Consider the following 25,782-nt stretch of genomic DNA (forward strand, 5'->3'; position numbering starts at 1 on the left):
CATGACGGGGAGCGCGCACGAGCAGGAGCACGAGCACACGGACCAACGCGGGGCGGCCGGGGGCGACGCGGCCGGCTGCTTCGTTCCCGTCTACGCCCGCAGCGTGGCCGACCAGCTCGCCTTCGTGCTCGCCGCGGTCGACCCGCTGCCGCCAGTCCTGGTTTCGCTCGACGCCGCCCTCGGCCTCGTGCTCGCCGACGACGTGCGGAGCAAAACGGACACTCCCCCCTTCGACAACTCCGCCATGGACGGCTACGCCGTGTTGCGCGCCGACCTGCTGGGAGCCGCTCCGGATCATCCGGTCACGCTGCCGGTGATCGCAGACCTTGCGGCCGGCACCAGTCAGAACCCGCACCTGGCGTCCGGGCAGGTGGCCCGGATCATGACGGGGGCGCCGATCCCCGACGGGGCGGATGCCGTGGTGCCGATCGAGGACACCGATCAGGGCACCAGCACGGTCACCATCGTGCGGGCGCCGGTGCCGGCCGCGCACATCCGTCGCTCCGGCGAGGATGCCCATGCGGGCGACACCGTGCTCGCCCGCGGCTCGGTGCTCTGGCCGACCCGGGTGGCGGCCGCGGCCAGCGCCGGCACGTCGTCGCTATTGGCGCATCCAGCGCCGCGAGTGGCCGTGATCTCCACCGGAAGTGAGCTCGTGACCCCCGGCGAGCCCACTCGGCGCGGCCAGATCCCCGACTCGAACTCATATCTCCTCGCATCGGCCGTCGCCGCCGCGGGCGGTGTTCCCATCCGGCTCGGCGCGGTTGCCGACGATGAGAACACGCTCCGCAGCCTCCTGGCCGGCCTGGCCGGAACGGTCGACGCCATCGTGCTCTCCGGTGGGGTGAGCGTCGGGGCCTACGACGTGGTCAAGGCTGTGCTCGCCCCGCTCGGAACCGTTCGGTTCGGGCCAGTGAAGATGCAACCGGGCAAACCCCAGGGCTTCGGCCGGTGGCCGGCTGCCGCTGATGCACCGGCAGCCGACGGGCCGCTCATTTTCGCCCTTCCGGGCAACCCGGTCAGCGCCTTCGTGTCGTTCGAGGTGTTCGTGCGGCCCGCCCTGCGCCGGCTCGGCGGCCACACGGAACTTCTCCGCACCACGATCTCGGCGACCTCCGCGGAGAGCTGGAACTCCCCTCCCGGTCGCGCCCAGTACATGCCCGTGATCCTCCACGGTGAAGGCACGCGCACCGTCGTGCGCCGGGCCGCCGCGGGCGGGTCGGGATCCCACCTCGTGGCCGGGCTTGCTCAGGCCGTCGGGCTGGCCGTCGTGCCGGAGAACGTGACCCGGATTGCCGAGGGCGACCGGGTCACTGTCATGCTGTTGACATGAGCGCACGCGACATGACCGCACACCCCTTCACGCACCTCGATTCCGCCGGCCAGGCCCGTATGGTCGACGTCACCGAGAAGCTGCCCACAGTGCGCAGCGCCACAGCCGCCGGGTTCGTGGCCTGCGGCCCGACGGTCATCGCCGCCCTCCGTGACGGCAGCACCCCCAAGGGCGATGTGCTGGCCGTGGCGCGGATCGCCGGGATCCAGGGGGCCAAGAAATGCGCCGATCTGCTCCCCCTCGCGCATGTGATCGGCGTGCACGGCGCCGCCGTCGATCTCGTGATCGAAGACACCGGCGTGCGCGTCACGGCCACCGTGCGCACGGCCGACCGCACGGGTGTCGAGATGGAAGCGCTGACCGCCGTGTCGGTGGCAGCCCTGGCCGTCGTCGACATGGTGAAGGGCCTCGATAAGTCCGTTTGGATTGAGAACGTGCGCCTGATCACCAAGACGGGCGGCAAGTCCGGCGACTGGCACCGCCCAGACGCGTAGCCATGACCGTCGACCCGATCGATCTGATCGTCGTGGCCGGCGGCCGAGCCCGGCGGCTGGACGGGGCGGTCAAACCCGCGGTCGAGGTGGCCGGCCGCACCCTGCTGTCTCGAGTGCTGGACGCCCGGAGCCTCACCAGGCACGTCGTCGTGGTCGGGCCGGAGGAAGCCAAGGCGGCCGTTCCGCACGGTGACTCGGGCAAGCCGATCTGGACGCTCGAGGACCCGCCGTTCGGCGGTCCGGTCGCCGGAATCGTGGCGGGCCTCGCGGCGCTCGCGCGCGCCTCCGCCGACGACGCACCGGCCGGCTGGGTTCTCGTGCTTGCCTGCGACCTTCCGTGGGCAGCGGATGCCGCCCGTCTGCTGGTGCCGGCGGCGACCGACCCGGGGCTGCCGGCATCCGTTGACGGCCTGCACCTGGTCGATGAGGGCGGCCGCGCGCAGTGGCTCGCTGGGATCTATCGGCCGGAGCCCCTGCGTTCGGCCGCCCAGCGTCTCGGTGCCGACTCGCACGGCGCGAGCATGCGCGCGCTGCTCGCACCACTCGCGCTGCGCGGCGTCAACGACGCCGAAGGCGCCGGCACAGACGTGGACACATGGCAGGATGTGGAGAGGAGTTCCGCACTGCTGACCAGCACCCCACCGCGGAGCTATCCCCCGAGGAGTGATACCGAATGAGCACCTCAGCCCCGCTTCCGCCCGAGGCACTCGACGACTGGCTGGTGGCATTGGCCGACGGTCTCGGCCTCGATCCCGCCGACGTGCCTGTCAGCACCCTGCTCGACGTGGCCCGCGACGTGGCCCACAATGTGGCCCGGCCCGCTGCGCCGCTGAGCACCTTCCTGGTCGGGCTTGCCGCGGCCCGCAACGGCGGCACGACCGCCGACATCGAGGCCGCGAGCGCTCTCGCCACCCGGCTGGCCCTCGCCTGGCCCACGGAGCACTCGGAAGCGGACCGCTGATGGCCGCCATCCGATTCTTCGCCGGGGCGGCCGAAGCCGCCGCCCTCGAGACAGCCACGTTCGACGCGGCCACGATCGGCGACCTGCGCGGCCAGCTCTCCGCCCGCTACGGCGCCGAGTTCGAGCGCATCCTGGGTCGCTGCTCCCTGCTCGTGAACGGAACGCGGGCGACGGATGACGCCGTGCCGCTCTCCGGCAGCGACACCGTCGACGTGCTGCCGCCCTTCGCCGGCGGCTGATCCCCTCCGGCTGAACATCGGCTGAGACCGGCGGTCCCCGATCGAATCAGGCCGATTCATTTTTCACGGCGTTCGCGCGTTGTCGCATTCCGGCCGCACCGCGAGGGTGGAAGCTACGCGGGCCGTGTGCCCGACAGCCCACCCAGGCCAAGGAAGCACATGTCAGTCGAAACGACAACGCAGTTCGCCTCGAAGCTCAAACCGGATCTATCCAACTGGGATCCGGAGAACGACGAGACGTGGGATCCGAAGCTCGCCTGGCGCACCCTGTGGATCACCACCTTCAGCCTGACCCTCAGCTTCGCCGCCTGGTACCTTGTCAGCGCGATCGCGCCGCGTCTGAACGACATCGGCTATTCCCTCGAGCCCAGCCAGTTGTACTGGCTCGTCGCCCTCCCCGGCCTCGCGGGCGGCCTGCTGCGCCTGGTCTTCATGTTCCTGCCGCCGATCATGGGCACCCGCTCGCTCGTCGCCATGTCATCGGCCCTCCTCGTCATCCCCATGCTCGGCTGGACCCTCGCCGCCCGGGACACGTCCACGCCCTACTGGGTGCTGCTCGCTTTGGCATTCGCGGCCGGTATCGGCGGCGGCACGTTCTCCGGTTTCATGGCCTCGACCAGCTACTTCTTCCCCAAGCGCCTCGCCGGAACAGCCCTGGGCCTGCAGGCAGGCCTCGGAAACTTCGGCATCGGCCTCATGCAGCTGATCCTGCCCTGGGTGGTCGGATTCGGTCTGCTCGGCACAGCCGCCCTCACCCCGCAGAGTAGCGCCGAGGGTGACCTCGTCTGGCTGCACAACGGTGGACTCGTGCTCATCCCCTGGGCCCTGCTAGCCGTCGTCCTGGCCGTCGTGTACCTGCGCCGAGTTCCCATCACGGCCAACTTCCGTCAGCAGATGGACATCTTCGGGGTCAAGCACACCTGGATCATGACGGCCATCTACCTGATGAGCTTCGGCGCCTACAGCGGCCTCGCGGCCCAGATGGGCCTGATCATCCTCAACGTCTACGGTGACTTCCCGAATGCCCCGAACCCGTTGGCCTTCGCCTTCATCGGCCCGGTCCTCGGCGCCCTGGTGCGAGCCGCCAGCGGCCCGTTCTGCGACAAATGGGGCGGCGCGATCTTCACCTTCATCGGCGGTCTCGGCATGGTGGCCGGCACGGCCCTCACGGCGTTCTTCCTCACCCCGACCAGCGTGGACGAGTTCTGGGGCTTCCTCACCGGCATGCTGATCATCTTCTTCTTCGCCGGGTTGGCCAACGCGGGCACGTTCAAGCAGATGCCGATGATCTTCCCGAAGCGCCAGGCCGGCGGGGCCATCGCGTGGACATCCGCCATCGCCGCCTTCGGACCGTTCGTGGTGGGAATCTCGCTCACGGTCATCAGCCCGACCGCGTTCTTCACCAGTTGCGCCGTGTTCTGCGTCTTCTGCACGTGGCTCGCCTGGTTCTACTACGCCCGCAAGGGTGCACCCTTCCCCAGCTAGTCATACGATCACGGCAGGGACACGCTGCACTTCGCGATCCAGGTCGACGCTCCCGTGCACGGCTGGGCGTCCCGCTGGCGGACGGCGTGCTCGAGCGCACGCCTGAATGGCCCGCGAGGTTGCCGTAGCTCAGTGACCGGCTGATCAGTCGTCGTCGTTTCAGTCGTCGTCGGAGTTCGGGGGCGCCGGCACTCCCCCGACCTCCGACCAAACGGCGGCGGCCCCGCTGTGTCCGATACGGACGGCCTGCACGGTGGTCCCGGTGGCGGCGATCAGCGCGGCCACGGCCAGCACGATGGCCACCCACTTCGGTGCGCGGGCAACGATGGTCCGGCCGACGGTCGCTCGGTAGTTCCACCAGAGCAGCATGGCGGCGACGACGACCAAGCCGGCAACCCACGGCAGCAGGCCCTCGGCCATCTCGGAATGAGTTTCGACCAGCGCGGTCTCCACCACTCGGTCCTTGAGTTTCTCACCGGTCTCACGGGCCAGCGGCACCAGCACGAGGGCGGCCAGGGCCAGGCCGAGCGGCAGGAATCCGGACCAGCGGCGGAACCGGGGCCAGAGGGCAGCGAGCAGCACGACGAGGGCTGCTGCCGGCACGACGACCTCGGTGGCGTGCACGATGAGGGGATGCAGAGGAAGGCCGAAGATCGTATCGAACATGGGACTCCTTGAGGATTCTGGCCAAACCGGACGTACGGTGCGCACGCACGTTCGTGGCTCGTTTGCAATGCTAGGGAGGTTGAGGTTTCCCTGCCACGAAGGGCAGGCTGCGCTTGGTGACGCGCCGCTCCGACGCATTCTGGCGTGCACCTGCCGCTGAATGCTCCTCGCCGTGCGCCGACGCGCTCACCGCGTGATGTGCCTTCGTTACCGGCTCGCCTAGACGCCGTCGAGGGCCTGGATGCGACCGGAACGAACGGCTTCGGCGAACCGTGCATAGTCCCGGTCGTTCTGGTCCGCGTAGCGGGCCGAGAAGTCGGCGACCGACACGTCGAACTTGTCGCTCGTGCCGAGGTACGCCGTGATTGCGATCGGATGGCCAGAGCGGGCGTGCGCTCGGGCGAGCGTCCAGCCACAGATCCGGGCGTAGAACGACATGGCGAGCGGTTCCATGATTTCGATCACGGCCGACCCCTTCATGTCACGCAGCTGACGCCAGTAGAGGTAGCGGTTCTCCTGCACGCCCTTCGTCCAGCCCAGGTAGATGTCGCTGGCGGCCTGCATCATCCGCTGCCCCTGCACGACGCGCTCTCCCGGCTGCGTGTAACGGCTTTTCGGCAGGTGGTCCTCCAGCACGGATGCCGTCGCCTCCTTGAGCTGCAGGAAGAGCGGGTCCTGCTCGTCGCGGCCCTGGAGCAGGGCGATGAATGACCGGGTGCCGACGCTACCGACGCCGACGACCTTGCGGGCCACGTCGACGATCCGGTACTGCTCGAGCAGGTGACGACGGTCATGCTCCAGTGTGGTTCGGTAGGCGCGGAGTTGCCCCTGCACAGCGTGCCGGGTCTCATCGGGAGACATGCTGAAGTAGTCCATCAGCTCCCGGGCGGGAATGACGATGGGAGGTCGACTGACGATCCGGTACTGCCCGTCCACGAACTCGGCGAGCTTGGACAGCGCCTGCAGGCTGTCGCGGGTACGGGCCTTCGCGGCGTTGCGCCGTACGTTCTTGCCGATGGCCTCGGCGGCGTTGCGCTGCTTGCCCTTCCGGCTGCCGATGACCCCCTGCATGACGGCGGTCACCTCGTCTTCGGACAGTCGGGCGTACCACACGTCCATGGTGCCCATGGTGGCGAACCTGCCCATAGCCTCACGGTAGGACCGCACCGCCGCGAGCGTCACATCCCGGGTGTCGCTCGCGCTGAAGCCGTTGTTCCGGGCCGCGATCGTGAAGCTCGCGGACATCCGCAGCACGTCGTATTCGAACGGTCCGGGGAGGGTCTCGTCGAAGTCGTTCAGGTCGAACAGGAGCTGACGCTCGGGCGAGGCGAACATGCCGAAGTTGGAGAGGTGGGCGTCACCGCACAGCTGGGATACCAGACCGGCCCGCGGCGTGTCCTTCAGATCCTCGGCCATGATCTTGGCCGCGCCGCGGTAGAAGGTGAAGGGGGAAACCAGCATCCGGCCATGCCGGACCGGCACCAGGTCCTGTTCCCGGGTGACGTTCTGCGCCTCGAGCATGGCGACGGGGTCGGGGCGGTCTGCGGCGGGAACCCAGCCCCGGTGGCTGGTGAGCGGAGCGCGCTCACGGGCGCCCTTGCCACGCGCCTTCCGCTCGTCGACGCTGAGGTGGTGGACGGCGGGTGCGGCCATGAACGGCGACCTTTCGGGCGGCAGGCAGATCGGGCAGATCGAGATATGGGAACGAGCCCTCAGACATCTACGATTGCCCGGCCGCCGGCCGGAGTCAACGCCTAGCGGCGGCTGCCCGCCTTCTCGCGCGGCAGTTCGCTCTTCTCCCAGCCGCGGCGGGCTTTCACGGCACCCGCACCGCGGTGGCCGTCCCGCGAGCGGTAGACGATGTAGGGCCGCACGAAGTACCCGAGCGGCGCCGAGAAGACGTGCACCAGCCGGGTGAACGGCCACAGCAGGAACAGGCTCGTCGCACAGAGCACGTGCAGTTGGAAGAAGAACGGCACATCGCTCATCAGCGACGGGTCAGGCTGGAAGCCGTAGAGACTGCGGATCCACGGCGAGATCGACCCGCGGTAGTCGTAGCCGGCTCCGAGCACCTGGTACAGCACCGTCGCGGTCGTGCCGAATGCGATCGTGCCGGCGAGGAACAGGTACATGACCTTGTCCATCACGGTGGTGACCAGCTTGACCCGGGCGACCAGGCGGCGACGGATCAGCAGGATGACCAGGCCGGCGATGGTCAGCACCGCTGCGACACTGCCCAGCCAGGTCGCACCGAGGTGGTAGATGTGCTCGGTGACACCGAAGAACTCGAGCCAGGGCTTGGGGATGAAGAGTCCGACGATGTGACCGCCGAAGACCATCAGGATGCCGTAGTGGAACATGGGCGAACCCCAGCGCAGCCACTTGTTCTCGTAGGTCTGGCTCGACCTTGAGGTCCAGCCGAACTGGTCGAACCGGTAGCGCAGCAGGTGACCGACGATGAAGACCCCGGCGGCGGCGTAGGGGAACGCCACCCAGAGCAGAATATCGAGCGGATTCATACTCGTACGTCCTCGCTGTTCGCGCCGGAGGGCGAGAACGGTTTGAGATTGCCGAGGAAGGTCATGCCGACCGTCTCGGTCGGCGGACCCTCGTTCACCAAGTTGAGGTAGCGCTGACGCGTTTCCTCGTCGATTTTAGGCAGAGACAGGGACACCGCCTCCACGACATGGGCGTAGGGACTCGGCACCGCCTCGAGTGCCGTGCGGAGCACCTCGATCCCGTCCCGGTGCGCGGCGAGCAGTTCTTGAGCGATGGGCGAGTCGCTCAGCGCGGAGAATTCGAGCACCATCGGCAGGTAGTCGGGCAGTTCCTCCGCCGCGACCTCCCAGCCGGCTGCGCGGTAGGCCTCGACGAAGCGCACGAGTGCCATGCCGCGGCGGCGGGTGTCCCCCGCAGCGTAGTAGCTCAGGTACGGGCAGCACTTGCGCTTGAGGTCGAACGTGGCCGTGAAGTGGATCTCCAGCTCCTGCTGCGTCATCGCATCCGCCTGCGTCAGGAACGCCTCGAAGGCGTTGCGAAGCGGATCCGGCAGCGACGCCACCGACGCGGCGACAGCAGCAAAGCGCGCCCGGCGCTCCTCGGTGGGGTAGTCGAGCAGTATCGATGCCGCCATATGCGCCAGGCGGCCGTCCTCCGCCGACAGGGGCAGCGCAGTGACCTTGCGGGTCGGGAGCTTCAGTCTCATGCGGGACTCCCGCTGGCCTTCGGCGGGAACATGCCGTCGGGCACACCAGTGCCGGTCCAGTTGAGCAGGTTCACCCGGCCCGGCGTGGTCGGCTTGGTGCGTTCCCCACCCTTGCCGACCATCTCGTTGTAGTTGTCGACGGTCGCGTTCAGCGGCATCCCGGGGGTCTTCCCGTACGGGCCCGCCGCCGTGGCGGCGGTCGGGCCGCCCATGCCGGGGCCGCCGTCGGTGTCGAGCGAGCAGGCGAGTTCCTCCAGCTCACGAGCCGTCTCCACGTGCGCCTTGGGGATGACGTACCGGTCCTCGTACTTGGCGATGGCCAGTAGACGATACATGGCCTCGATCTCGGTACCGGTCATACCGACCGCCTCCGGAATCGTCTCGTCGCGGTCGCGCCCCAGGTTGATGTCGCGCATGTAGGACCGCATGGCGGCGAGCTTGCGCAGAGAGGACTCGACGGGCACGACGTCGCCGGCCGAGAACAGACCCGCCAGGTACTCCACCGGGATGCGGAGCTTGTCGATGGCGGCGAAGAGGGTGCGGGCGTCCTCACCGTCGTTGTTGGTCGTCGAGATGACGTCGACCACCGGGGACAGCGGGGGGATGTACCAGACCATGGGCATGGTGCGGTACTCCGGGTGCAGCGGCAGGGCCACCTTGTACTCGGAGATGAGCTTGTAGATCGGGCTGTTCTGGGCTGCGAGAATCCAGTCGTCCTCCATGCCCTCGGCCTTCGCCGCGGCGATGATCTCAGGGTCGAATGGGTCGAGGAAACAGGCGCGCTGGGCATCCAGCAGGTCGTGCTCGTTCTCGACCGAGGCCTGCGCGAGGACCGCGTCGGCGTCGTAGAGCATCAGGCCGAGGTAGCGCAGCCGGCCGACGCAGGTCTCCGAGCAGATGGTGGGCTTGCCCTGCTCGATCAACGGGTAGCAGAGGGTGCACTTCTCGGCCTTGCCCGTCTTGTGGTTGAAGTAGACCTTCTTGTAGGGGCAGGCGGAGACGCACATGCGCCAGCCGCGGCAGCCGTCTTCGTCAACGAGGACGATGCCGTCTTCCTCGCGTTTGTACATGGCGCCCGAGGGGCAGGCCGCGACGCAGGCGGGGTTCAGGCAGTGCTCGCAGATGCGCGGCAGGTAGAACATGAAGGTGTTCTCGAACTCCATCTTCACGTGTTCGCTCATGGTGGCGAGGATGGGGTCGTCGGCCGCGGTCTCCTGCGAGCCGCCGAGGTTGTCGTCCCAGTTACCGGACCACTTGATGTCCATGTTCTGGCCCGTGAGCAGCGACTTGGGCCGGGCGACGGGGCTCTCCGTGCTCAGCGGAGCCTTGGTCAGCATGTCGTAGTCGTAGGTCCACGGCTCGTAGTAGTCGTCGATCACGGGGAGGTCCGGGTTGTTGAAGATGGTGGCGAGGCGCTTGATCCGGCCGCCGGAGCGCAGTTTCAGACGTCCGCGCTTATTGCGCTGCCAGCCGCCTTTCCATTTCTCCTGGTCTTCGTAGCGGCGCGGATAACCGACGCCGGGCTTGGTCTCCACGTTGTTGAACCAGACGTACTCGACACCGGTGCGGTTGGTCCAGACCTGCTTGCAGGTGACCGAGCAGGTGTGGCACCCGATGCACTTGTCGAGATTCATGATCATCGACATTTGAGCCATTACGCGCATTTAGTACTCAACCTCCTGGCTGCGTCGACGGATCACGGTGACCTCGTCGCGTTGGTTCCCGGTCGGGCCGAGGTAATTGAATGCGAAGGACAGCTGGGCGTAGCCACCGATCAGGTGGCTGGGCTTCAGCAGGATGCGGGTGAGCGAGTTGTTCGTGCCACCGCGCATCCCGCTCGTCTCGGCGATCGGCACGTTGATGGTTCGATCCTTCGCGTGGTACATGTACACGGTGCCCTCGGGCATCCGGTGCGACACGATCGCACGGGCCACGACGACGCCGTTGCGGTTGTAGGACTCGATCCACTCGTTGTCGCGAACGCCGATCTTGTCCGCGTCGAGGGGCGACATCCAGATGGTCGGCCCCCCGCGGGACAAGGACAGCATCATCAGGTTGTCCTGGTATTCGGAATGGATCGACCATTTCGAGTGCGGGGTGAGGTAGCGCACGGCCACCTCGGCGCGCCCTGTCGAGCCGGTCGCACCGGTCGCCACAGTGGACCCGACGATGGAATCGTCGAAGAGGCGGTGCATGTCCAACGGCGGCCGGAAGATCGGCAGGGTCTCCCCCAGCTCGATCATCCAGTCGTGGTCGAGGTAGAAGTGTTGCCGCCCGGTGAGGGTGTGCCAGGGCTTCAGGTGCTCCACGTTAATCGTGAACGCGCTGTAGCGCCGGCCACCGTGCTCGCTGCCGGACCACTCCGGGGAGGTGAGCACCGGGACCGGCGCACCCTGCACATCCGGATAGGAGAAGCGGCGCCCCTCGTTGTCGCTGGCCAGGTGCGCCAGCTTCATGCCGGTGCGCTCCTCCATCTGGCGGAAGCCCTGCGTGCCGAGCCGGCCGTTGGTCGTGCCGGACAGCGCCAGCACCATTTCACAGGCCTGAATGGCCGTCTTCAGCTGCGGCCGGCCCGCGGCGGGGCCGCTCTCGACCAGCCCGTTCTTCTTGGCCAGGTAGGCCACCTCGACGTCGGGGTTGAACTTGACGCCCTTGGTCATCATGCCCAGCTTCTCGGTCAGCGGCCCGAGGGCGCCGAGGCGGGCGGCGAAAGCCGGGTAGTCGCGTTCGACGACGACCAGTTTGGGCATGGTCACGCCGGGCACCAGAACCTGGTCGTACTCGACGATGCCATGCGGGGCGCTCATCGCATCCGGGGTGTCGTGCAGCAGCGGAACCGCGACGAGGTCCTTGCGCACCCCGAGGTGCTCCACGCTCATCTCCGAGATCTTCTCGGCGAGGATGTGGAAGATGTCGAAGTCGGTCTTCGCCTGCCACGGCGGGGCGATCGCCGGGTTGAACGAGTGGATGAACGGGTGCATGTCGGTGGTCGACAGGTCGTTCTTCTCGTACCAGGTGGCCGGGGGCAGCACCACGTCGCTGAAGATGGTCGTGCTCGTCATGCGGAAGTCGCTGGTGACCATCAGGTCGAGCTTGCCCTCGGGCGCGGTCTCGTGCCACTTCATCGACTTCGGGCGCTTCTCGGGCGGCGATTCGGGGGCGCGCACGGCGTTCTTGGTGCCGAGCAGGTGCTTGAGGAAGTATTCATTGCCCTTGCCGGAGGAGCCGATCACATTGGCCCGCCAGACGTCGAGGATGCGCGGGAAGTTCTCCGGCGCGTCCGGGTCCTCGATGGCGTACTCGAGGGTGCCGTCGCCGAGTGACTCGACGACGTACTGGGCCGGGTCGACGCCCGCGGCGACCGCGTCGTCGACGAGGTCGAGCGAGTTGCGGTTGAAGGTGGGGTAACCGGGCATCCAGCCGCGCTTGGTCGACTCGACCAGGCAGTCGGCGGTGGTGCGGTCTTTGAAGGTGCCGGTGCCGAGCGGGCTGGAGAGGGTGTCGGCGGAGAGGCCGTCGTAGCGCCACTGGTCGGTGGCGAGGTAGAAGAAGCCCGTGCCGATCATCTGGCGTGGCGGGCGCACCCAGTCCAGGCCGAACGCATACTGGCCATAGCCGGTGAGCGGGCGCACCTTCTCCTGGCCGACGTAGTGGGCCCAGCCGCCGCCGTTGACGCCCTGGCAGCCGGTCATGGTGGTCAGGGCGAGGAAGGCTCGGTAGATGGTGTCGGAGTGGAACCAGTGGTTGGTTCCGGCCCCCATCAGGATCATCGAACGCCCACCCGAGTCTTCCGCATTCTGCGCGAACTCGCGGCCGATGCGTTCGGCGGCCTGCATCGGCACCGAGGTGATTCCCTCCTGCCAGGCCGGAGTGCCGGGCGAGGTGGCGTCGTCGTAGCCGGTGGGCCAGACGCCGGGCAGACCCGGGCGGCCGACGCCGTACTGTGCGAGCAGCAGGTCGAACACGGTCGTGACCAGCTGACCGGCCACCATGCGCACGGGCACGCCGCGACGGATGACGCCGGCTCCGCCCGCGTGCTGCTCGCCGATCTCGTCGCTTTCCGGGGCGACGTCGAACCGGGGCATGTCGATGGCGACGGAGGCCTGGTCGTAGTCGGGTGCGTCCGCGATCGACAGAAGCGGATCGACTCCCTCGAGGTCGAGGTTCCACTTGCCGACGTCGGTTTCGGAGAAGCGGTGCCCGATCGAACCGTTGGGCACGACGACCTGGCCGTTCTGGTCCAGGAGCACCGGCTTGAACGCGGCGCTGGCGACGGTCGGGTCGAGGCCGGGCAGGGCATCCGCGGTCACGAACTTGCCGGGCACGTACGCGTCGCCGCGCTTGGTGAGGCTGATCAGGTAGGCGGAGTCGCTGTAACGCTTCATGTAGTCGACGAAGCGCGGCGTGCGACGGTCGACCAGGAATTCCTTGAGCACGACGTGGCCCATGGCCAGCGCCAGCGCGCCGTCGGTGCCGGGGTGCACGGCCAGCCACTCGTCGGCGAACTTGGAATTGTCGGCGTAGTCGGGCGAGACGGTGATGACCTTCTGGCCCTTGTAGCGGGCCTCGACCATGAAGTGCGCGTCGGGCGTGCGGGTGACCGGCACGTTGGAGCCCCACATGATCAGGTAGGACGAGTTCCACCAGTCGGCCGATTCCGGCACGTCGGTCTGGTCGCCGAACACCTGCGGGGACGCGACGGGAAGGTCGGCGTACCAGTCGTAGAACGAGAGCATGGTGCCGCCGAGAATGGAGATGAACCGGTTGCCCACCCCCTGCGAGACGATCGACATGGCGGGGATCGGCGAGAAGCCGGCGATACGGTCGGGGCCGTACTTCTTAATGGTGTGCACGTGAGCGGCGGCCACGATTTCGGCAGCCTCGTCCCAGCTGGCACGCACCAGGCCACCCTTGCCTCGGGCGCTCTTGTAGGCGCGGGCGCTCTCGGGGTTGCCGGTGACCTCGGCCCAGGCGAGCACCGGGTCGCCGGTGCGGGCCTTCGCAGCACGATAGAGGTCGAGCAGCACGCCGCGCACGTAGGGGTACTTCACACGGGTCGGCGAGTAGGTGTACCAGCTGAAAGCGGCTCCGCGGGGGCAGCCGCGGGGCTCGTATTCGGGTGAGTCGGGGCCGACGGACGGATAGTCGGTCTGCTGGGTCTCCCACGTGATGATGCCGTCTTTGACATACACCTTCCAGGAGCAGGAGCCGGTGCAGTTCACGCCGTGGGTGGACCGCACCTCTTTGTCATGGGTCCAGCGGTCACGGTAGAACGAGTCGGCGTCGCGGCCGCCCTCAAGGAACACGGAGCGCAGGTCGGGTGAGGCCTTGCCGCGGCGCAGGAACCGCCCGAGTTTCAGGATCGTGTCGTCGATGGGGCCGTCGATGCCAGGCTTGACCGGCTTGACCGGCTTGGCCGGCTTCGAGAAGGCCGAATTCTTGAGTGTTTTCACAACGTGCCCCTTGCACTGCCCGGGGTCGCCACGGTCGGCAACCACCCTCGCACTCCAGTCTCCGGGGAAGGCAAAAACGCTACAAGCCGGAAACGCCGTGACAAATGATCGCCGGCACCGGATCCGTTTCCGTATCCGGCTCCGGCTCCCGCTTTGCTTCCGGCTCCGGTACGGCCTCCGCCCGGTGCAGGTCGAGGATGCAGGTGTTGGGTTCGACCAGCGGATGCAGCGCATCGGCGCTCAGGGGACCCTCGGTGCCTTCGAGCAGGCTTTTCAACAGTCCGAAGTGCACCCGGCAGACCTCGGGATGCGCTGTGACCATCTCGATGTACGGGCACTCGTGCAGGTGCACATGGTCGCCTTCGGCACCGTCCATCGCGAGCCGCGCGTCGAAGCCGGACCCGTCGAGGTGTTCGTCGAGGGCGTCCAGTTGCCGCTGCAGCGGTGAGTGGATGACCGCCTCAACTCGCAGCATCCGTCGCACCTGGTCGCCATGGCGCTCGGCGGCGTCGACCTTCGCAGCCCGGATTGAGCCGTCGGCGTGGCCCGGCCCGGTAGCCGCGCTGTAGAGCATCCGGGGCCGACCCTTGGAGTCCTTGCTTTCCGGCTGGCACGTGACGAAACCGTCACCGATCAGGCGCTGCAGGTGCTCACGGGCCGTGTTGTGGTGCAGGCCGGTAGCCTCGGCCAAGTCACCCACCGTCATCGTGCCGCGCTGCTGCAGGAAGAACAGCAGCTGGATCCTGCTGAACGAGGCGAGCGTACGGTAGCTCGACGCGGGGTAGGGCGATGTCATCACACCATCATCTCCTTTTTATCTGATTTCTCTGACTTTTCTTGACGATGCAGTTCCGGTGATTGCCGTTCCGCGCCAGGCCCGGACCGGCGCAGCAGGCGCATCGCGTTCACGATCACGATCAGCACGGATGCCTCGTGCAGGAGCATGCCGACCGCCATCGTCACGCCGCCGAACAGCACCCCGGCCAGCAGCAGGACAACCGTGACCAGTGCGAGAGCCACGTTCTGGTGCATCACGCGCACCGTGCTGCGGGCCAGATCGATGGCGGCGGGGAGCATCAGCAGGTTGTCACCCATCAGCGCGATGTCGGCGGTCTCGGTCGCCACTGCCGAACCGGCCGCGCCCATCGCGATGCCGATGTGCGCCGTGGCCAGGGCCGGGGCGTCGTTGACGCCGTCTCCCACCATCGCCACGACATGGCCGGCGCGCCGAAGTCCGGCGACGACGTTGAGCTTGTCCTCCGGCATCAGCGACGAGCGCAGTTCCTCGATCCCGACGGCGGCGCCCACGGCCTGCGCCACCAGCGGCCCGTCGCCGGTGAGCATGACGACGCGGGCGACCCCGGCCGCGTGCAACCGCATGACCATGGCGGCGGCGTCGGGGCGCACCTCGTCGGCCACGGCCAGAACACCGGCGATGACGCCGTCGAGCACGACGATCAGCGGCGTGCGCCCACTGGCGGCGAGACCGGCGGCCACCGATGTTGCGGCATCCGCGCCCTTGACCCCGTGGGTGCGGAGCAGGGCCGGATTGCCGATCATGACGGTGCGGCCGGCCACGCCAACCACGATGCCCTGCCCGGGAAGGTTTGTCACGTGTTCGGGCAGTGCGACGAGCCCCGACAATCCCTCCCGCGCGGCGGCCTGGACGATTGCTCCGGCCAGCGGATGCTCGGAGCCGGCCTCGGCCCGGGAAGCCCAGTCGAGCACCTCGGCCCGGGTCAGGGTGGGGTCGAGCACCACGACGTCCGTCAGGGTCGGGCGACCTCGGGTGAGGGTGCCCGTCTTGTCGACGGCGACGACCGTGATCTTCGCGGCGGTCTCAAGGAACTCGCCGCCCTTGATCAGGATTCCCATCTGCGCGGCGCGGCCGATCCCGGCGACTATGGCGACCGGGATCGAGATGACCAGGGCGCCGGGGCAGCCGATCACGAGCAGGGTCAGCGCCAGGAACACGTCGCCGGTGACCAGCCCGACCACGAGGGCGAGCACCAGGATGCCGGGGGTGTACCAGGCTGAGAACCGGTCCATGAAGACCTGGGTCGGGGCCGTGGCGTCCTGCGCCTCCTCGACCCGGTGCACGATATGGGCCAGGGTGGTGGCCGCGCCGACCTCGGTGGCCCGCACCTGCAGGAAGCCGCCGGTCGAGATGGTGCCGGCGAAGACGCGGTCGCCGACGGTCTTCTCCACCGGAAGCGACTCCCCCGTGATCGAGGCCTCGTCGAGGGTGCCGACACCCTGCTGCACGGTTCCGTCGACGGGCACCCGCGCACCGTTCTTGACCAGCACGGTCTCCCCCGTCAGCACGGACCCGGCTGGAACCTCGCACTGCTCACCGTTCCGAAACACGACGGCGACGTCAGGGGCAAGCGCCACAAGCGCGGTCAGCGCGGACCGGGTGCGGTTGAGCGTGGCTGATTCGAGGGCGTGCCCGATCGCGAACAGGAAAGTCACGGCCGCGGCCTCCCAGTATTCGCCGAGCACGATCGCGCCGAGGAAGGCGACCGAGACGAGCAGGTCGATACCGACCACCCGGGCGGACAACGCCCGCCCGGCCGTTCGGATGATCGGCGCCCCTGCCACGACCGCGGCAGCAGCCATCGCCGCGTCGGCGACGAGGGCCGGGACCGGCAGCAGGCCGAGCAGCCACCCGGCGACGATCAACGCCCCGGAAGCCAGGGGAATCAGGTAGCGGCGCACGATGGTCATGTCAACCTCCCCGGTCCGCCGATCAGAACGCGGCCAGGCGGGCTGTGTAGCCGGCCTTGCCGACGGCGGCGATGAGGGCATCCGTGCTCACGACGGCCGGGTCATGGTCGACCTCGATCCGGGCCGAAGAGAAGAACACGGTCACGGCGGTGACTCCGGCGAGGCGGCCGATCTGCTTCTCGATCTTGGCCACGCAGGACGGGCAGGAGAAGCCGTCGGCACGCAGGATGGTGTGGGCGGTGGTGGGGGTCGGGGTGGAGGTGATTGTTGTCATGGCCACGACATTACGAACGATCCGGCGCGGTAACCATGACCGTCGTCACTTTGCCGCAACCAGGCCGGGACGGTCGAGCACGGCGGTCCAGCGCCGCCCGGAATCGATGAGTCCGTGCCGACGCAGGACGCTCATGGCCCGGGACGCCGACTCGGCGCTCGTGCCGGTCATGGCGGCCAGGTCGGCGCGGGTCAGGGGTAGTTGGATCAGGGTCGTCCCGGCGCGCTCCCCTGGCACGCCGAACGTGTCGGCGAGGCGCAGCAGCGTCGCTGCCACCCGCCTGGTGACGGTGGCGGAGGCCTGCTCGGCCTCCAGCGACCGGGCCTGATGAAGCCGGTCGACGACGACGTCGAGCACCCGCAGCGCCACCGGTGGGTGCGAGAGCAACACCTCCCGGAATACAACCGATTCCAGGCGCAAGGCACAGGTGGTGACCAGCGCGACGGCCGTTTCGGGGTACCGACCCTCATCCTGCGCGGTCAGGCTGCCCAGCAGGTCGCCCGGTCCGAGGAAGTCGAGGCTCGTGAACTGCCCGGTCGAAGTCGATCGGAATGCCTTCGCCTGGCCGGCCGCCAGCACGTACACATGCTCGGACGGCTCGCCGGCGGAGAACAGGGTGTCTCCGGGGCCCCAGGAGAGCGCCGGCATCCGTTCGGCCAGGTCGGCCAGCGCTCCGGGTGGGAGGTCCTGGAAAATCGGGATCTGCCGGAGAATGGTGAGCCGCATGGCGGCACCGCACGGATGAGGTTGTGCACAGGTGCTGCGCAGAGGCACGGTGCGCCTGGCACGGGTCACGATGTCATCACCGAGCTGGTTTGGTGTGCGAGACACACGCGGGGCCGTGACCATTCGCCAGTCACCCGTCTCTGCGCCGGTCGTGTCGAATCCCCAGGCTCAGGCGGCCCGGGTGAAGCGGATGCGCCAGGCCTCCGGGCCGCGTTCCGCATACGAGACGGTGAACGCGCCGGGGCGCGCCTTGTCCAACTGCGCCAGGAGGGGCAGCGGGTCGTGCGGGGCGATCAGGTCAAGCGAGAAGCCGATCTGGATGGCCTCCAGGGCGCCGAAGATGGCCGAGTGGCGTACCGCGTGCGGGATGGTGCGACCGTCGAGCACGATGGTCTCGGCGTCGTCATGGGAGCAGTTGCAGGTGTGCGCGCTGCTCGGGGTGATGGGTTCGGCGGTCATGGGACGGTTCCTCCAGAGTGGCACGACCGAGCCGTGCAGATGTAAAAAGGATACACGTCCATTTTAATAAAATAGCCGCCGAAGCTGGTCAGGTCAGACCTACCCAGGCGGTGGACCCGTCGACCTCGTACTGCTTCTTCCAGATCGGAACCTCGAGCTTGACGGTCTCCACCAGGCGTTCGCAGGCCTCGAAGGCGACGGCGCGATGGGCGCTCGCCGCAGCCGCGACCAGAGCCACGTCGCCCACGTCCAGGTGGCCGATCCGATGGCTGATCGCGAGATTCACCTGAGGGTATTCCAGGGAGCAACGGCTGACGATCTCGGCCAGGATACGGCCGGCGTCCGGATGCGCGCTGTAGTCGAGGCCGGTCACCGTCCCGGCCGCGTCGGGATCGTGGTCGCGCACCTGGCCGATGAAGGTGACGACGGCCCCGCAGGATCCGGTGGAAACGGAAGCGACGTGCGCGGCCAGGTCGAGCGGCGCGGTGGTCACCTGGTTGATATCGGTCGTTCCTGCTGAATTCACACGTTCAGAGTACGCCCGGCGGTCCGGGAACGCGGCTACCAGGCCTAGTCGATGTTCGCGTCGGTGACGGCCGTCGGATCGGTCGGGCAGGCCCCGTTGGCGGCGAGGTCGCTCCGAGCCTGATCGTCAGACCAGGGCAGGGCCGCCCACAACGGCGTGCCTGTGTCCTCGGCGGGCGCCCGGGCCATGATGGCGGCCAGCCGTCGGGCGAGCGCCAGGGCGAACTGGTCGCCGGCGCTCGAGTTGTTCAGTGCCACAACGACGGTCAGGGCCTCGTCCGGATCGGCCAGGGTGGCCGAGATGAAGCCGGGGATCGAGCCACTGCCCCCGCGGAGCGGTCCGATCTGCTCCGCGCCGAGGCCGTATCGCTTCCACGACGGAGCCGCCACGTCCTCGGGCACGGTGTCCCACTGGGCCTGCGTCGCCGTTTCGGACAGCAGGCTGCCCGCGGCGAGCGCGCTTGACCAGATCTTCATGTCTGCCAGCGTTGAGACGACGCCGCCGGCCACGCCGCTCATGGAGTTGGAGAGCAGGGTGCTATCGGTGATGGCCGTGCAGATCGGGCCGTCGGCACCCACCGTCGCGGCGTAGCCGTGCGCGTGCGGGGAGGGGAGGTTCAGGTCGCCGGCATGGGGATATGAGGTGTCGTGCAGCCCGAGCGGATGGAAGATGTACTGGTCGTACAGCGCCGACCACTTCGTGCCGGTGGCCTGCTCGAGCGCCATCCCGAGCAGCACGATGCCGGTGTTCGACTGACTCCAGCGACTGCCCGGCACACCGCTTCGAGGCGCTGCCAGACCCTGTGAGACCACTTCCATCGCCGGCCAGGAGCGCGCAGGGTTGTGCACGAACTCTGCGGCAAGGGCAGGACTGTACGACCCCAGGCCGGAGGTGCCCTGGCAGAGCTGGCCGAGCGTGACACCCGCCACACCGACGATGCGCGGCAAATAGGTGGAGACCTCGTCTTCGAGCGCAACAGTGCCTGTGTCGACGAGCCGGAGCAGCACCGTGCAGGTCATGGCCGTGGTGTTCGTGCCGATGCGGAAGTGCATGTCGGCGCTCATGGGCGCCGAACCGCCGATTTCGGTCGTTCCGGACGCCGCCGTCCATTCTCCGTTGGCCGCCCAGACGCCGACCAGGGCGCCCGATGACCCGGACAACGTCATCGCCTCGGCCACGGCCTCGTCCAACTGCACGGCGATCTCGGCCGACACGGGTTCGCCGCTCGCTGCGGGGCCGGGCGAGGCCGAAGTGCACCCGCTGAGGAGAACGACGGTTCCGAGAACCAGCGACAGCAGCGCGAATCGACGCGTGTTCGGCTTCGTGATGGCATCCCCAATGCTCAGGACCAGCTTGCCCCATCGGAGGGCTGCCGCCAAATGCGGCGTCAGCACCGCCAGCCGGAGATAAGAGAGTTCTCATCCGCCCCTGGCCCGAGTCTCATCGCTGCGGGCCAGACTGAACCCGACCTGTCGACTGGAGAAGACCATGAGCACTCTGATCCCTTCCCGCTCCCGACGTCGCACCGTGTTGCTGATCGGTGCCGCTGGCGGCCTGCTCCTGGCGGCGACCGGCGCGGTCGCCCTGGTGAGCGGGCTCTCCATCGCCGACCAACCGGGAGACTCCCTCGACGTGCCGGCCCTCGTGGTCGAGGTGGGTCCCTCGCCGCACCCGGCCGCACCGATTTCTTCCTCCACGCCCGCTCCGGTCGCCTCCGCCACCCCGTCACCCGAGTCACCCGAGCTGGTGCCGGCCCCGACGCCGGTGGTGATCGACGACGGCGATGACGATCACGGCGGCAACCGGCCCGACGACGGCAGCGACTGACGCCTCGCGTCTCATCCAGGACCCCGCCTAAGAAACCTCTCACGGGCCTCTGGCTTCGGCCTTATCTCCGGGTCGGAATGTAGGAGTGTGGTGGATCCCACCGCGAATCCCCCGTCGCCCGCCGGCGCAGATGAAAGGTCAGGCCATGCTCACGATCCGCACCAAGCACACCATCGCCATCACCACCGTTGGTATCGCCGGACTCATGTCGATCGGCCTCCTGGCTGCCCAGGCCGATTCCGGAGTGGTTCCCTCCCCCGCCACAACTCCGGTCTCCAGTGTGTCGAGCGACGACACCGGCACGGACGTCCCTGCTCCCCCCGTTTTCCCTGATGCGCCCGACATGAGTGACGACGTCAACGACGCGCCCGACGACAGCGACGGACGCCCCGACAACTCCGGTCACGCCGACGCCGACGATCACTCGGACGACTCGGATGACTCCGACGAGTCCGACGAGTCCGACGACCTGGACGACTCCGACGACTCCGAAGAGCCCGACGACTCCGGCGACTCCGGCCACGACAGCGACGACTGACCCGCGCCCCACCACTGGGCTCACGACCACATTCCGTCCTCAGCGCAGCCGGTAGCCCATTCCTCTGACCGTTTCGATCCGCGCGGCACCGAATTTCGCCCGCAGGTAGCCCACGTAGACGTCGACGATGTTGGAGCCCGGGTCGAAATCGTAGCCCCAGACGCGGCTGAGCAGCTGTTCGCGGCTGAGCACCTGCTCCGGATTGCGCAGGAATTCCTCGGCGAGTGCGAATTCCCGAGCCGATAGGTCGACCTGCCTGTCGCCCACGGTGGCACGTCGGGTGCGCAGGTCGAGCTCGAGCCCGTCGACGGCGAGCAGGGCCGGGGCCACGCGCACGGCATCCGCGAGCCGCAACCGGATGCGCGCCAGCAACTCGTCGAAGCGGAACGGCTTGGCCATGTAGTCGTTCGCACCGCCCTGCAGGCTGGTGAGGGTGTCCTCGGCCGAGTCCCGGGCCGTGAGCACGATCACCGGTAGCGTCGAGCGCTCGGCCTGCAGCCGCCGCAGCACCTCGTAGCCGTCGATGCCGGGCAGCCCGATGTCGAGCACGAGCAGATCGAACCCGCCGGTAAGCGCATGGTTCAGCGCGTCGAGCCCGGAGAAGACCGTGACGGTGGCGAAGCCGGCCGCAGCCAGGCCCTTCTCGATGAAGGAGGAAATGCGCAGTTCGTCTTCGGCGATGAGGATTCGACTCATTGAGGGATCTCCGTCATGTCGGGGCTGGTCTCGGCCGACACCAGCGGCAGCTCGATCGTAAAGGTGGCGCCGGCGCCCGGTCCCGAGTCGATCGTGACCGTGCCGCCGTGCGCACGCGCGATGGCCAGCACGATCGCCAGCCCGAGACCGGAGCCGGCCATTCCGCGCCCACCCCCGCCCCGATGGAAACGCTCGAAGAGGTGCTCCTGGGCCGAGGTATCGATCCCGGGTCCGTCATCGTGCACCCACAGGCGCAGCCGCGGGGTACCCGAGGCGTCTTGGTCTGCGGAGCTGCCGACGTCGACCGTGCCGCTGGCCGCTCCGTGACTGGCGGCGTTCGACGCGAGCTGCAGCAGGGCCTGCGTGAGCTTCTCGACGTCGACGTCCACCACGACATCCGCAGTCGCCGTGCTCACCCAGTGCTGACCCGACAGCGCTGCGGCCTTCGTGCGCACCTGCTCGGTGAGAGCCGCTATGTCGACCGGGGTGCGGGTCAGGCGCATCGGTCGCTGGAGTTCGGCCAGGGCGGAGATGTCCCGCACGAGCCCGTTCATCCGGTCGAGTTCGTCGATCGCGAGGCTGCGTGTGGCCCGCACGTCGGCCGGGTCATCGGCGTCCATCAGCTCGAGGTGCCCGCGCACGATCGTGATCGGGGTCTTGAGTTCGTGTCCCACGTCGTCGAGCAGCCGTCGCTGCCCGGTCAGTGCGCCCTCGAGCCGGTCGAGCATGTCGTTGACGGTGCGGGTGAGCTCGGACACGTCGTCACGGCCCGCCACCGGGATTCGCTCGCTCACGTCCGAGGCCGTGATCCGGGCGGCGGTCTCGCGCAGCGAGCGGATAGGCCGCAGCAGCCGGCCGGAGACGAACCAGCCCACCAGTCCCAGCACCACGAGGGCGACGAGCGTGACCCGTAGGGAGGTGAACCAGGCATCCGTCACCGGCCCCAGCTCGGCATCGAGGTCGAACGCTGCCACGAACACCCCTTCACCGGGATCGTTCGCGACGGTGACCGGGGCGGCCACGTAGCGCACGGTCTGCCCGGGGCTGCTGACGGTGCCCAGAACGACGTCTCCGCCTCCAGTCTCCGCGGTGACCCGGGTGACGAAGGCTGCGTCGTCCTCGAGTCGGAAATCCACGTCTCCGCCGGGCGCGAGGGCAGCGGAACCGTCGATGATCGCCAGGGTCGTCTCATTGGTTCCGGGGCGGATGCGTTGCACGACCTGGCCGAGCACGCCGGTCAGCGAGGTCTCCCCGGCATCGACGGCAATGAAGCGGGCGTCGGCGACGGCATCCGTCAGCGACGCGTCGACACCGGCCAGGGTTCTCTCGCGCTGCACGACGTGGGCGGTCGTGGCGGCGGCGAACATGCCTGCCGCGGCCACCAGCAGGATCGTCGCGAGGATGCGCACGCGCACCGAGGGCACGGGACGCCGCCGGGAGCCCCCGGTCGCCCTGGCCCTCGCTGGCTTCCCGCGCACGCGCCCCACGCTACTGGATCCAAGGGTCTCCCGTCCGGCATCTCCGACGGATCGGCCGGTGACTGAAACCTCCACCGGCATCCCCTCCCGCAGCCGGTCCGGCTGGGTGAAGAGCGTCGGATTGATCGACGTCGTCATGACCGCCAACCTGCTGATCATGGTCATCATCGGCGGATGCGAGACGGAGGAGGACCTGCTCGCCCGCTTCTGAGGCGCCGCGGAGTCGCTTCCGAGCGATCTGAGGCCGTGCCGGTAGCGTGGGGTCCATGCTCGAGCTCATGGATGACCGGCCGGATCTGCTGTTGCGCCGTGACGGGAGGCTCGGTCAGATCATCCTGGACCGCCCGGCGGCCATGAACGCGCTGACGCACCCGATGATCAAACGGATGTCCGCGGTGCTGGCCGACTGGGCCGCCGACGACCAGGTCGACACGGTCCTGCTCACCGGCAGTGGTGACCGCGGGCTCTGCGCCGGGGGCGACATCGTCTCGATCTACCGCGGCGCCGCTGACGTGGACGGCGACGCGCGCGCGGACGCCGATGCCCGGGCCGCCCGCTTCTTCGCCGACGAGTACCATCTGAACGCACTGGTCCAGCGGTATCCGAAACCGTACGTGGCAGTGATGGACGGGGTTGTGCTCGGAGGCGGGGTCGGTGTCTCCGGCCATGCGAACACCCGGATCGTCACCGAGCGCACCCGGTTGGGGATGCCGGAGACCGCGATCGGCTTCGTGCCTGACGTTGGAGGAACCTGGCTGTTGTCCCGAGCCCCGGGCGAGCTCGGCACCCACCTCGCCCTGACCGCCGCCATGGCTTCCGGGGCCGATGCCATCGCCCTGGGCCTGGCCGACCACTTCGTGCCGAGTCACCGGCTCCCGGCCCTGTCCCGCGCCCTGGCCGTGACCGACGCGGCCGAGGCGGTACGCAAACTCGCCGAGACTCCCCCGCCGTCCGCCCTCCGCGCCCAGCGGCACTGGATCGACGCGTGCTACGCGTTCGACGACGTGCGCGACATCGTCGCGGCCCTGCAGAGCTCACCCGTGGAGGCCGCGCGCGACGCCGCCGCCGTCATCCTCACCAGATCGCCGACGGCCCTCGCGGTCACACTGGCCTCGCTGCGCCGGGCCCGGCGGCTCCCCAGCCTCGAGGCCGTACTCGACCAGGAATACCGGGTGACGCTGCGGTTTTTGCAGCGGGCCGAACTTCAGGAGGGCATCCGGGCCCAGGTCATCGACAAGGACCGGAACCCCCGGTGGTCGCCGGCCAGCCTCGGCGAGGTGACACCGGCATCCGTCGACGCGTTCTTCGCACCGCTCGGCCGGCAGGAACTCGGGCTCGGGCAGGAACTCGGGCTCGGGCAGGACGAAGCGCCCTACGTCGACGCCGACCTGATCTTCGTCACCGACCTGCTCACGCCCGGTGAGCGCGAGCGGCTGGCCGCCGCGCGGTCGTTCTACCAGGCCGAGGTGCGGCCTCTCGCCGTGGAGTATTGGAACCGGGCCGCGTTCCCGTTCGAGCTGCTGCCCCGCCTCGCCGCTCAGAACCTTGCCGCGACCGGCCCCGCGGCCAGCCATCTACTCACCGGGCTGCTGCAAATGGAACTGACCCGGGCCGACACCTCGATCTCCACGTTCTACGGCGTTCACCACGAACTGTTCGCCGCGGCCATCGCCGAGCTCGGCTCGCCCGAGCAGCGCGAACGTCTGCTGCCGGGCCTCCTGAAACTGGAAAAGATCGGGGCATTCGCCCTGACGGAACCGGAGCACGGCTCCGACATCTCCCGGATGATGGAGACCACGGCCACCCGGAGCGGCGACGAGTGGGTGCTCAACGGCACCAAACGCTGGATCGGCAACGGTGCCATGGCCGACTACGTGCTGGTCTGGGCCCGGGACACCGCGGACCGGCAAATCAAGGGATTTATCGTCGAGAAGGAACGGCCCGGGTTCACGGCCACCCCGATCGAGAACAAGATCGCGGTGCGGATCGTGCAGAACGCCGACATCACGCTGACGGATGTCCGGATCCCGCTCACGAACTGGCTGCCGGGCAGCCGGAGCTTCCAGGACACGAACGTGTTGCTGCGGAACTCCCGGGTCTGGGTGTCGTGGCAGGCCGTCGGCCAGCAGTTCGCCGCCTTCGACGTGGCCAGCGCCTACGCGCTGGAGCGACGCCAGTTCGGTGTGCCCATCGCATCCTTCCAACTGGTGCAGGAGCAACTCTCCCGCATGATCGGCAACGCCACCCTGTCGCTGTCCCTGATGGTTCAGCTGGCGCGACTGCAGGAGAGCGGACGGCTCACGATGGACCAGGCGGCCCTCGCGAAGGCCGCTTGCACGACTCGGATGCGCGAAACGGTCGCCCTGGGACGCGGGCTGCTCGGCGGGAACGGCATCAGCACCGAGTACGAAATGGCCAAGATCTTCGCAGACGCGGAGGCGATCTACTCCTACGAGGGCAGTTACGAGATCAACGCCCTGCTGGTCGGCCGGGCCGTGACCGGCATTTCCGCCTTCAGCTGATCCCCTCTCCCACCCAACCAATTCGACGGAGATTTTGCCCGAACCGCCCGCAAACGGGCGATGTCAAGCTGACTGGAGTCACTTGGGTTAGTTTGTGGCGGTTTCGTCGGCGAGGTGATTGATCCCGACGAGGCTGGCTGGTGCGGGTGTTGTTGGTCGTTCACGGAATCGTT

25 protein-coding genes are annotated in these 25,782 nt (G+C 68.4%); 10 read left to right on the top strand and 15 right to left on the bottom strand.

The genetic code is table 11. The features are described 5' to 3' along the window. The first annotated feature begins 1 nt into the window (after nt 1). The 6 genes from E3O65_RS12780 (at nt 2) to E3O65_RS12805 (ending at nt 4,512) form a co-directional block, all read left to right on the top strand. The gene (locus E3O65_RS12780; RefSeq protein WP_134364065.1) at nt 2–1,333 is read left to right on the top strand and encodes a molybdopterin molybdotransferase MoeA; all 1,332 of its coding nucleotides are present in this window, start codon (nt 2–4) and stop codon (nt 1,331–1,333) included. Next, nucleotides 1,330–1,827, top strand: coding sequence for a cyclic pyranopterin monophosphate synthase MoaC (moaC, locus tag E3O65_RS12785; RefSeq protein WP_241985745.1), 498 nt, complete (start codon nt 1,330–1,332; stop codon nt 1,825–1,827). The genes E3O65_RS12780 and moaC overlap by 4 nt, the downstream gene beginning before the upstream one ends. Nucleotides 1,828–1,829: 2 nt before the next feature. Next, complete coding sequence (gene mobA, locus E3O65_RS12790) at nt 1,830–2,504, top strand: molybdenum cofactor guanylyltransferase (protein ID WP_134364066.1); 675 nt, start codon at nt 1,830–1,832, stop codon at nt 2,502–2,504. After that, nucleotides 2,501–2,788, top strand: a complete 288-nt coding sequence (locus tag E3O65_RS12795; protein WP_174722310.1) for a DUF6457 domain-containing protein — start codon at nt 2,501–2,503, stop codon at nt 2,786–2,788. Before mobA ends, E3O65_RS12795 begins: the two co-directional genes overlap by 4 nt. Next, entirely contained in the window at nt 2,788–3,027 is a 240-nt protein-coding gene (locus E3O65_RS12800; RefSeq protein WP_134364067.1) for a MoaD/ThiS family protein, read from the top strand. Before E3O65_RS12795 ends, E3O65_RS12800 begins: the two co-directional genes overlap by 1 nt. A gap of 159 nt (nt 3,028–3,186) precedes the next feature. Continuing rightward, entirely contained in the window at nt 3,187–4,512 is a 1,326-nt protein-coding gene (locus E3O65_RS12805) for an MFS transporter (protein ID WP_134364068.1), read from the top strand. Nucleotides 4,513–4,671: 159 nt separating this feature from the next. On the opposite strand, the gene E3O65_RS12810 is transcribed toward E3O65_RS12805, so the two are convergent. From E3O65_RS12810 to E3O65_RS12870, 13 genes are all read right to left on the bottom strand, one after another. Next, nucleotides 4,672–5,178 (bottom strand): DUF2231 domain-containing protein, encoded by a 507-nt coding sequence (locus E3O65_RS12810; RefSeq protein WP_134364069.1) that lies wholly within the window; start codon nt 5,176–5,178, stop codon nt 4,672–4,674. 219 nt (nt 5,179–5,397) lie between these two features. Further along, on the bottom strand, nt 5,398–6,831 hold the full coding sequence (locus E3O65_RS12815; protein WP_134364070.1) for a DUF2252 domain-containing protein: 1,434 nt from the start codon (nt 6,829–6,831) through the stop codon (nt 5,398–5,400). 101 nt (nt 6,832–6,932) lie between these two features. After that, on the bottom strand, nt 6,933–7,697 hold the full coding sequence (narI, locus tag E3O65_RS12820) for a respiratory nitrate reductase subunit gamma (RefSeq protein WP_134364071.1): 765 nt from the start codon (nt 7,695–7,697) through the stop codon (nt 6,933–6,935). Next, nucleotides 7,694–8,383 carry a nitrate reductase molybdenum cofactor assembly chaperone gene (narJ, locus tag E3O65_RS12825; RefSeq protein WP_134364072.1) on the bottom strand — a complete coding sequence of 230 codons (690 nt, stop codon included), beginning with the start codon at nt 8,381–8,383 and terminating at the stop codon, nt 7,694–7,696. Before narJ ends, narI begins: the two co-directional genes overlap by 4 nt. Further along, nucleotides 8,380–10,047: a nitrate reductase subunit beta gene (gene narH / locus E3O65_RS12830; RefSeq protein ID WP_134364073.1), complete on the bottom strand. Its 1,668-nt coding sequence runs from the start codon at nt 10,045–10,047 to the stop codon at nt 8,380–8,382. The genes narJ and narH overlap by 4 nt, the downstream gene beginning before the upstream one ends. Beyond that, entirely contained in the window at nt 10,048–13,770 is a 3,723-nt protein-coding gene (locus E3O65_RS12835) for a nitrate reductase subunit alpha (protein WP_422386424.1), read from the bottom strand. A 145-nt stretch (nt 13,771–13,915) separates the two neighbouring features. Then, on the bottom strand, nt 13,916–14,632 hold the full coding sequence (locus E3O65_RS17240; RefSeq protein ID WP_241985752.1) for a helix-turn-helix transcriptional regulator: 717 nt from the start codon (nt 14,630–14,632) through the stop codon (nt 13,916–13,918). After that, nucleotides 14,632–16,563, bottom strand: a complete 1,932-nt coding sequence (locus E3O65_RS12845) for a heavy metal translocating P-type ATPase (protein ID WP_134364076.1) — start codon at nt 16,561–16,563, stop codon at nt 14,632–14,634. Before E3O65_RS12845 ends, E3O65_RS17240 begins: the two co-directional genes overlap by 1 nt. A gap of 22 nt (nt 16,564–16,585) precedes the next feature. Next, nucleotides 16,586–16,837 (bottom strand): heavy-metal-associated domain-containing protein, encoded by a 252-nt coding sequence (locus E3O65_RS12850; protein WP_134364077.1) that lies wholly within the window; start codon nt 16,835–16,837, stop codon nt 16,586–16,588. 45 nt (nt 16,838–16,882) lie between these two features. After that, the gene (locus tag E3O65_RS12855; RefSeq protein WP_134364078.1) at nt 16,883–17,563 is read right to left on the bottom strand and encodes a Crp/Fnr family transcriptional regulator; all 681 of its coding nucleotides are present in this window, start codon (nt 17,561–17,563) and stop codon (nt 16,883–16,885) included. Between the two features lie 168 nt (nt 17,564–17,731). Further along, entirely contained in the window at nt 17,732–18,022 is a 291-nt protein-coding gene (locus E3O65_RS12860; protein ID WP_134364079.1) for a DUF2249 domain-containing protein, read from the bottom strand. A gap of 88 nt (nt 18,023–18,110) precedes the next feature. Continuing rightward, on the bottom strand, nt 18,111–18,548 hold the full coding sequence (locus E3O65_RS12865; RefSeq protein ID WP_134364080.1) for a molybdenum cofactor biosynthesis protein MoaE: 438 nt from the start codon (nt 18,546–18,548) through the stop codon (nt 18,111–18,113). A gap of 44 nt (nt 18,549–18,592) precedes the next feature. Then, a complete protein-coding gene (locus E3O65_RS12870) occupies nt 18,593–19,942 on the bottom strand; it encodes a serine hydrolase domain-containing protein (protein WP_134364081.1) in 1,350 nt (449 codons plus the stop codon). A 94-nt stretch (nt 19,943–20,036) separates the two neighbouring features. Here E3O65_RS12870 and E3O65_RS12875 point away from each other — a divergent pair, with 94 nt between their 5' ends. Both E3O65_RS12875 and E3O65_RS12880 read left to right on the top strand, forming a co-directional pair. After that, a complete protein-coding gene (locus E3O65_RS12875; protein ID WP_134364082.1) occupies nt 20,037–20,375 on the top strand; it encodes a hypothetical protein in 339 nt (112 codons plus the stop codon). 145 nt (nt 20,376–20,520) lie between these two features. Continuing rightward, nucleotides 20,521–20,913: a hypothetical protein gene (locus E3O65_RS12880; RefSeq protein ID WP_134364083.1), complete on the top strand. Its 393-nt coding sequence runs from the start codon at nt 20,521–20,523 to the stop codon at nt 20,911–20,913. Between the two features lie 39 nt (nt 20,914–20,952). Here the strand turns inward: E3O65_RS12880 and E3O65_RS12885 are convergent, their stop codons facing one another. Then, complete coding sequence (locus tag E3O65_RS12885) at nt 20,953–21,609, bottom strand: response regulator transcription factor (protein WP_134364084.1); 657 nt, start codon at nt 21,607–21,609, stop codon at nt 20,953–20,955. Beyond that, the gene (locus E3O65_RS12890) at nt 21,606–23,087 is read right to left on the bottom strand and encodes a sensor histidine kinase (protein ID WP_166785738.1); all 1,482 of its coding nucleotides are present in this window, start codon (nt 23,085–23,087) and stop codon (nt 21,606–21,608) included. Before E3O65_RS12890 ends, E3O65_RS12885 begins: the two co-directional genes overlap by 4 nt. A 58-nt stretch (nt 23,088–23,145) precedes the next feature. Here E3O65_RS12890 and E3O65_RS16740 point away from each other — a divergent pair, with 58 nt between their 5' ends. Both E3O65_RS16740 and E3O65_RS17480 read left to right on the top strand, forming a co-directional pair. After that, complete coding sequence (locus tag E3O65_RS16740; RefSeq protein ID WP_166785739.1) at nt 23,146–23,298, top strand: hypothetical protein; 153 nt, start codon at nt 23,146–23,148, stop codon at nt 23,296–23,298. A gap of 55 nt (nt 23,299–23,353) precedes the next feature. After that, the gene (locus tag E3O65_RS17480) at nt 23,354–25,609 is read left to right on the top strand and encodes a 3-hydroxyisobutyryl-CoA hydrolase (protein ID WP_338419191.1); all 2,256 of its coding nucleotides are present in this window, start codon (nt 23,354–23,356) and stop codon (nt 25,607–25,609) included. Nucleotides 25,610–25,782 lie beyond the last annotated feature (173 nt).

This window comes from Cryobacterium breve, from assembly GCF_004402375.1.
Classification (GTDB): Bacteria; Actinomycetota; Actinomycetes; order Actinomycetales; family Microbacteriaceae; genus Cryobacterium; species Cryobacterium breve.

What these genes read in the sequence shown, in the direction of transcription:
- mobA (WP_134364066.1), top strand. Translation starts at nt 1,830, where the DNA reads ATGACCGTCGACCCGATCGATCTGATCGTCGTGGCCGGCGGCCGAGCC.
- E3O65_RS12885 (WP_134364084.1), bottom strand. Translation starts at nt 21,609, where the DNA reads ATGAGTCGAATCCTCATCGCCGAAGACGAACTGCGCATTTCCTCCTTC.
- moaC (WP_241985745.1), top strand. Translation starts at nt 1,330, where the DNA reads ATGAGCGCACGCGACATGACCGCACACCCCTTCACGCACCTCGATTCC.
- narI (WP_134364071.1), bottom strand. Translation starts at nt 7,697, where the DNA reads ATGAATCCGCTCGATATTCTGCTCTGGGTGGCGTTCCCCTACGCCGCC.
- E3O65_RS12800 (WP_134364067.1), top strand. Translation starts at nt 2,788, where the DNA reads ATGGCCGCCATCCGATTCTTCGCCGGGGCGGCCGAAGCCGCCGCCCTC.
- E3O65_RS12815 (WP_134364070.1), bottom strand. Translation starts at nt 6,831, where the DNA reads ATGGCCGCACCCGCCGTCCACCACCTCAGCGTCGACGAGCGGAAGGCG.
- E3O65_RS12805 (WP_134364068.1), top strand. Translation starts at nt 3,187, where the DNA reads ATGTCAGTCGAAACGACAACGCAGTTCGCCTCGAAGCTCAAACCGGAT.
- E3O65_RS12810 (WP_134364069.1), bottom strand. Translation starts at nt 5,178, where the DNA reads ATGTTCGATACGATCTTCGGCCTTCCTCTGCATCCCCTCATCGTGCAC.
- E3O65_RS12845 (WP_134364076.1), bottom strand. Translation starts at nt 16,563, where the DNA reads ATGACCATCGTGCGCCGCTACCTGATTCCCCTGGCTTCCGGGGCGTTG.
- narH (WP_134364073.1), bottom strand. Translation starts at nt 10,047, where the DNA reads ATGCGCGTAATGGCTCAAATGTCGATGATCATGAATCTCGACAAGTGC.
- E3O65_RS12880 (WP_134364083.1), top strand. Translation starts at nt 20,521, where the DNA reads ATGCTCACGATCCGCACCAAGCACACCATCGCCATCACCACCGTTGGT.
- E3O65_RS12795 (WP_174722310.1), top strand. Translation starts at nt 2,501, where the DNA reads ATGAGCACCTCAGCCCCGCTTCCGCCCGAGGCACTCGACGACTGGCTG.
- narJ (WP_134364072.1), bottom strand. Translation starts at nt 8,383, where the DNA reads ATGAGACTGAAGCTCCCGACCCGCAAGGTCACTGCGCTGCCCCTGTCG.
- E3O65_RS12875 (WP_134364082.1), top strand. Translation starts at nt 20,037, where the DNA reads ATGAGCACTCTGATCCCTTCCCGCTCCCGACGTCGCACCGTGTTGCTG.
- E3O65_RS12780 (WP_134364065.1), top strand. Translation starts at nt 2, where the DNA reads ATGACGGGGAGCGCGCACGAGCAGGAGCACGAGCACACGGACCAACGC.
- E3O65_RS17480 (WP_338419191.1), top strand. Translation starts at nt 23,354, where the DNA reads ATGCTCGAGCTCATGGATGACCGGCCGGATCTGCTGTTGCGCCGTGAC.
- E3O65_RS12855 (WP_134364078.1), bottom strand. Translation starts at nt 17,563, where the DNA reads ATGCGGCTCACCATTCTCCGGCAGATCCCGATTTTCCAGGACCTCCCA.
- E3O65_RS12860 (WP_134364079.1), bottom strand. Translation starts at nt 18,022, where the DNA reads ATGACCGCCGAACCCATCACCCCGAGCAGCGCGCACACCTGCAACTGC.
- E3O65_RS12850 (WP_134364077.1), bottom strand. Translation starts at nt 16,837, where the DNA reads ATGACAACAATCACCTCCACCCCGACCCCCACCACCGCCCACACCATC.
- E3O65_RS17240 (WP_241985752.1), bottom strand. Translation starts at nt 14,632, where the DNA reads ATGACATCGCCCTACCCCGCGTCGAGCTACCGTACGCTCGCCTCGTTC.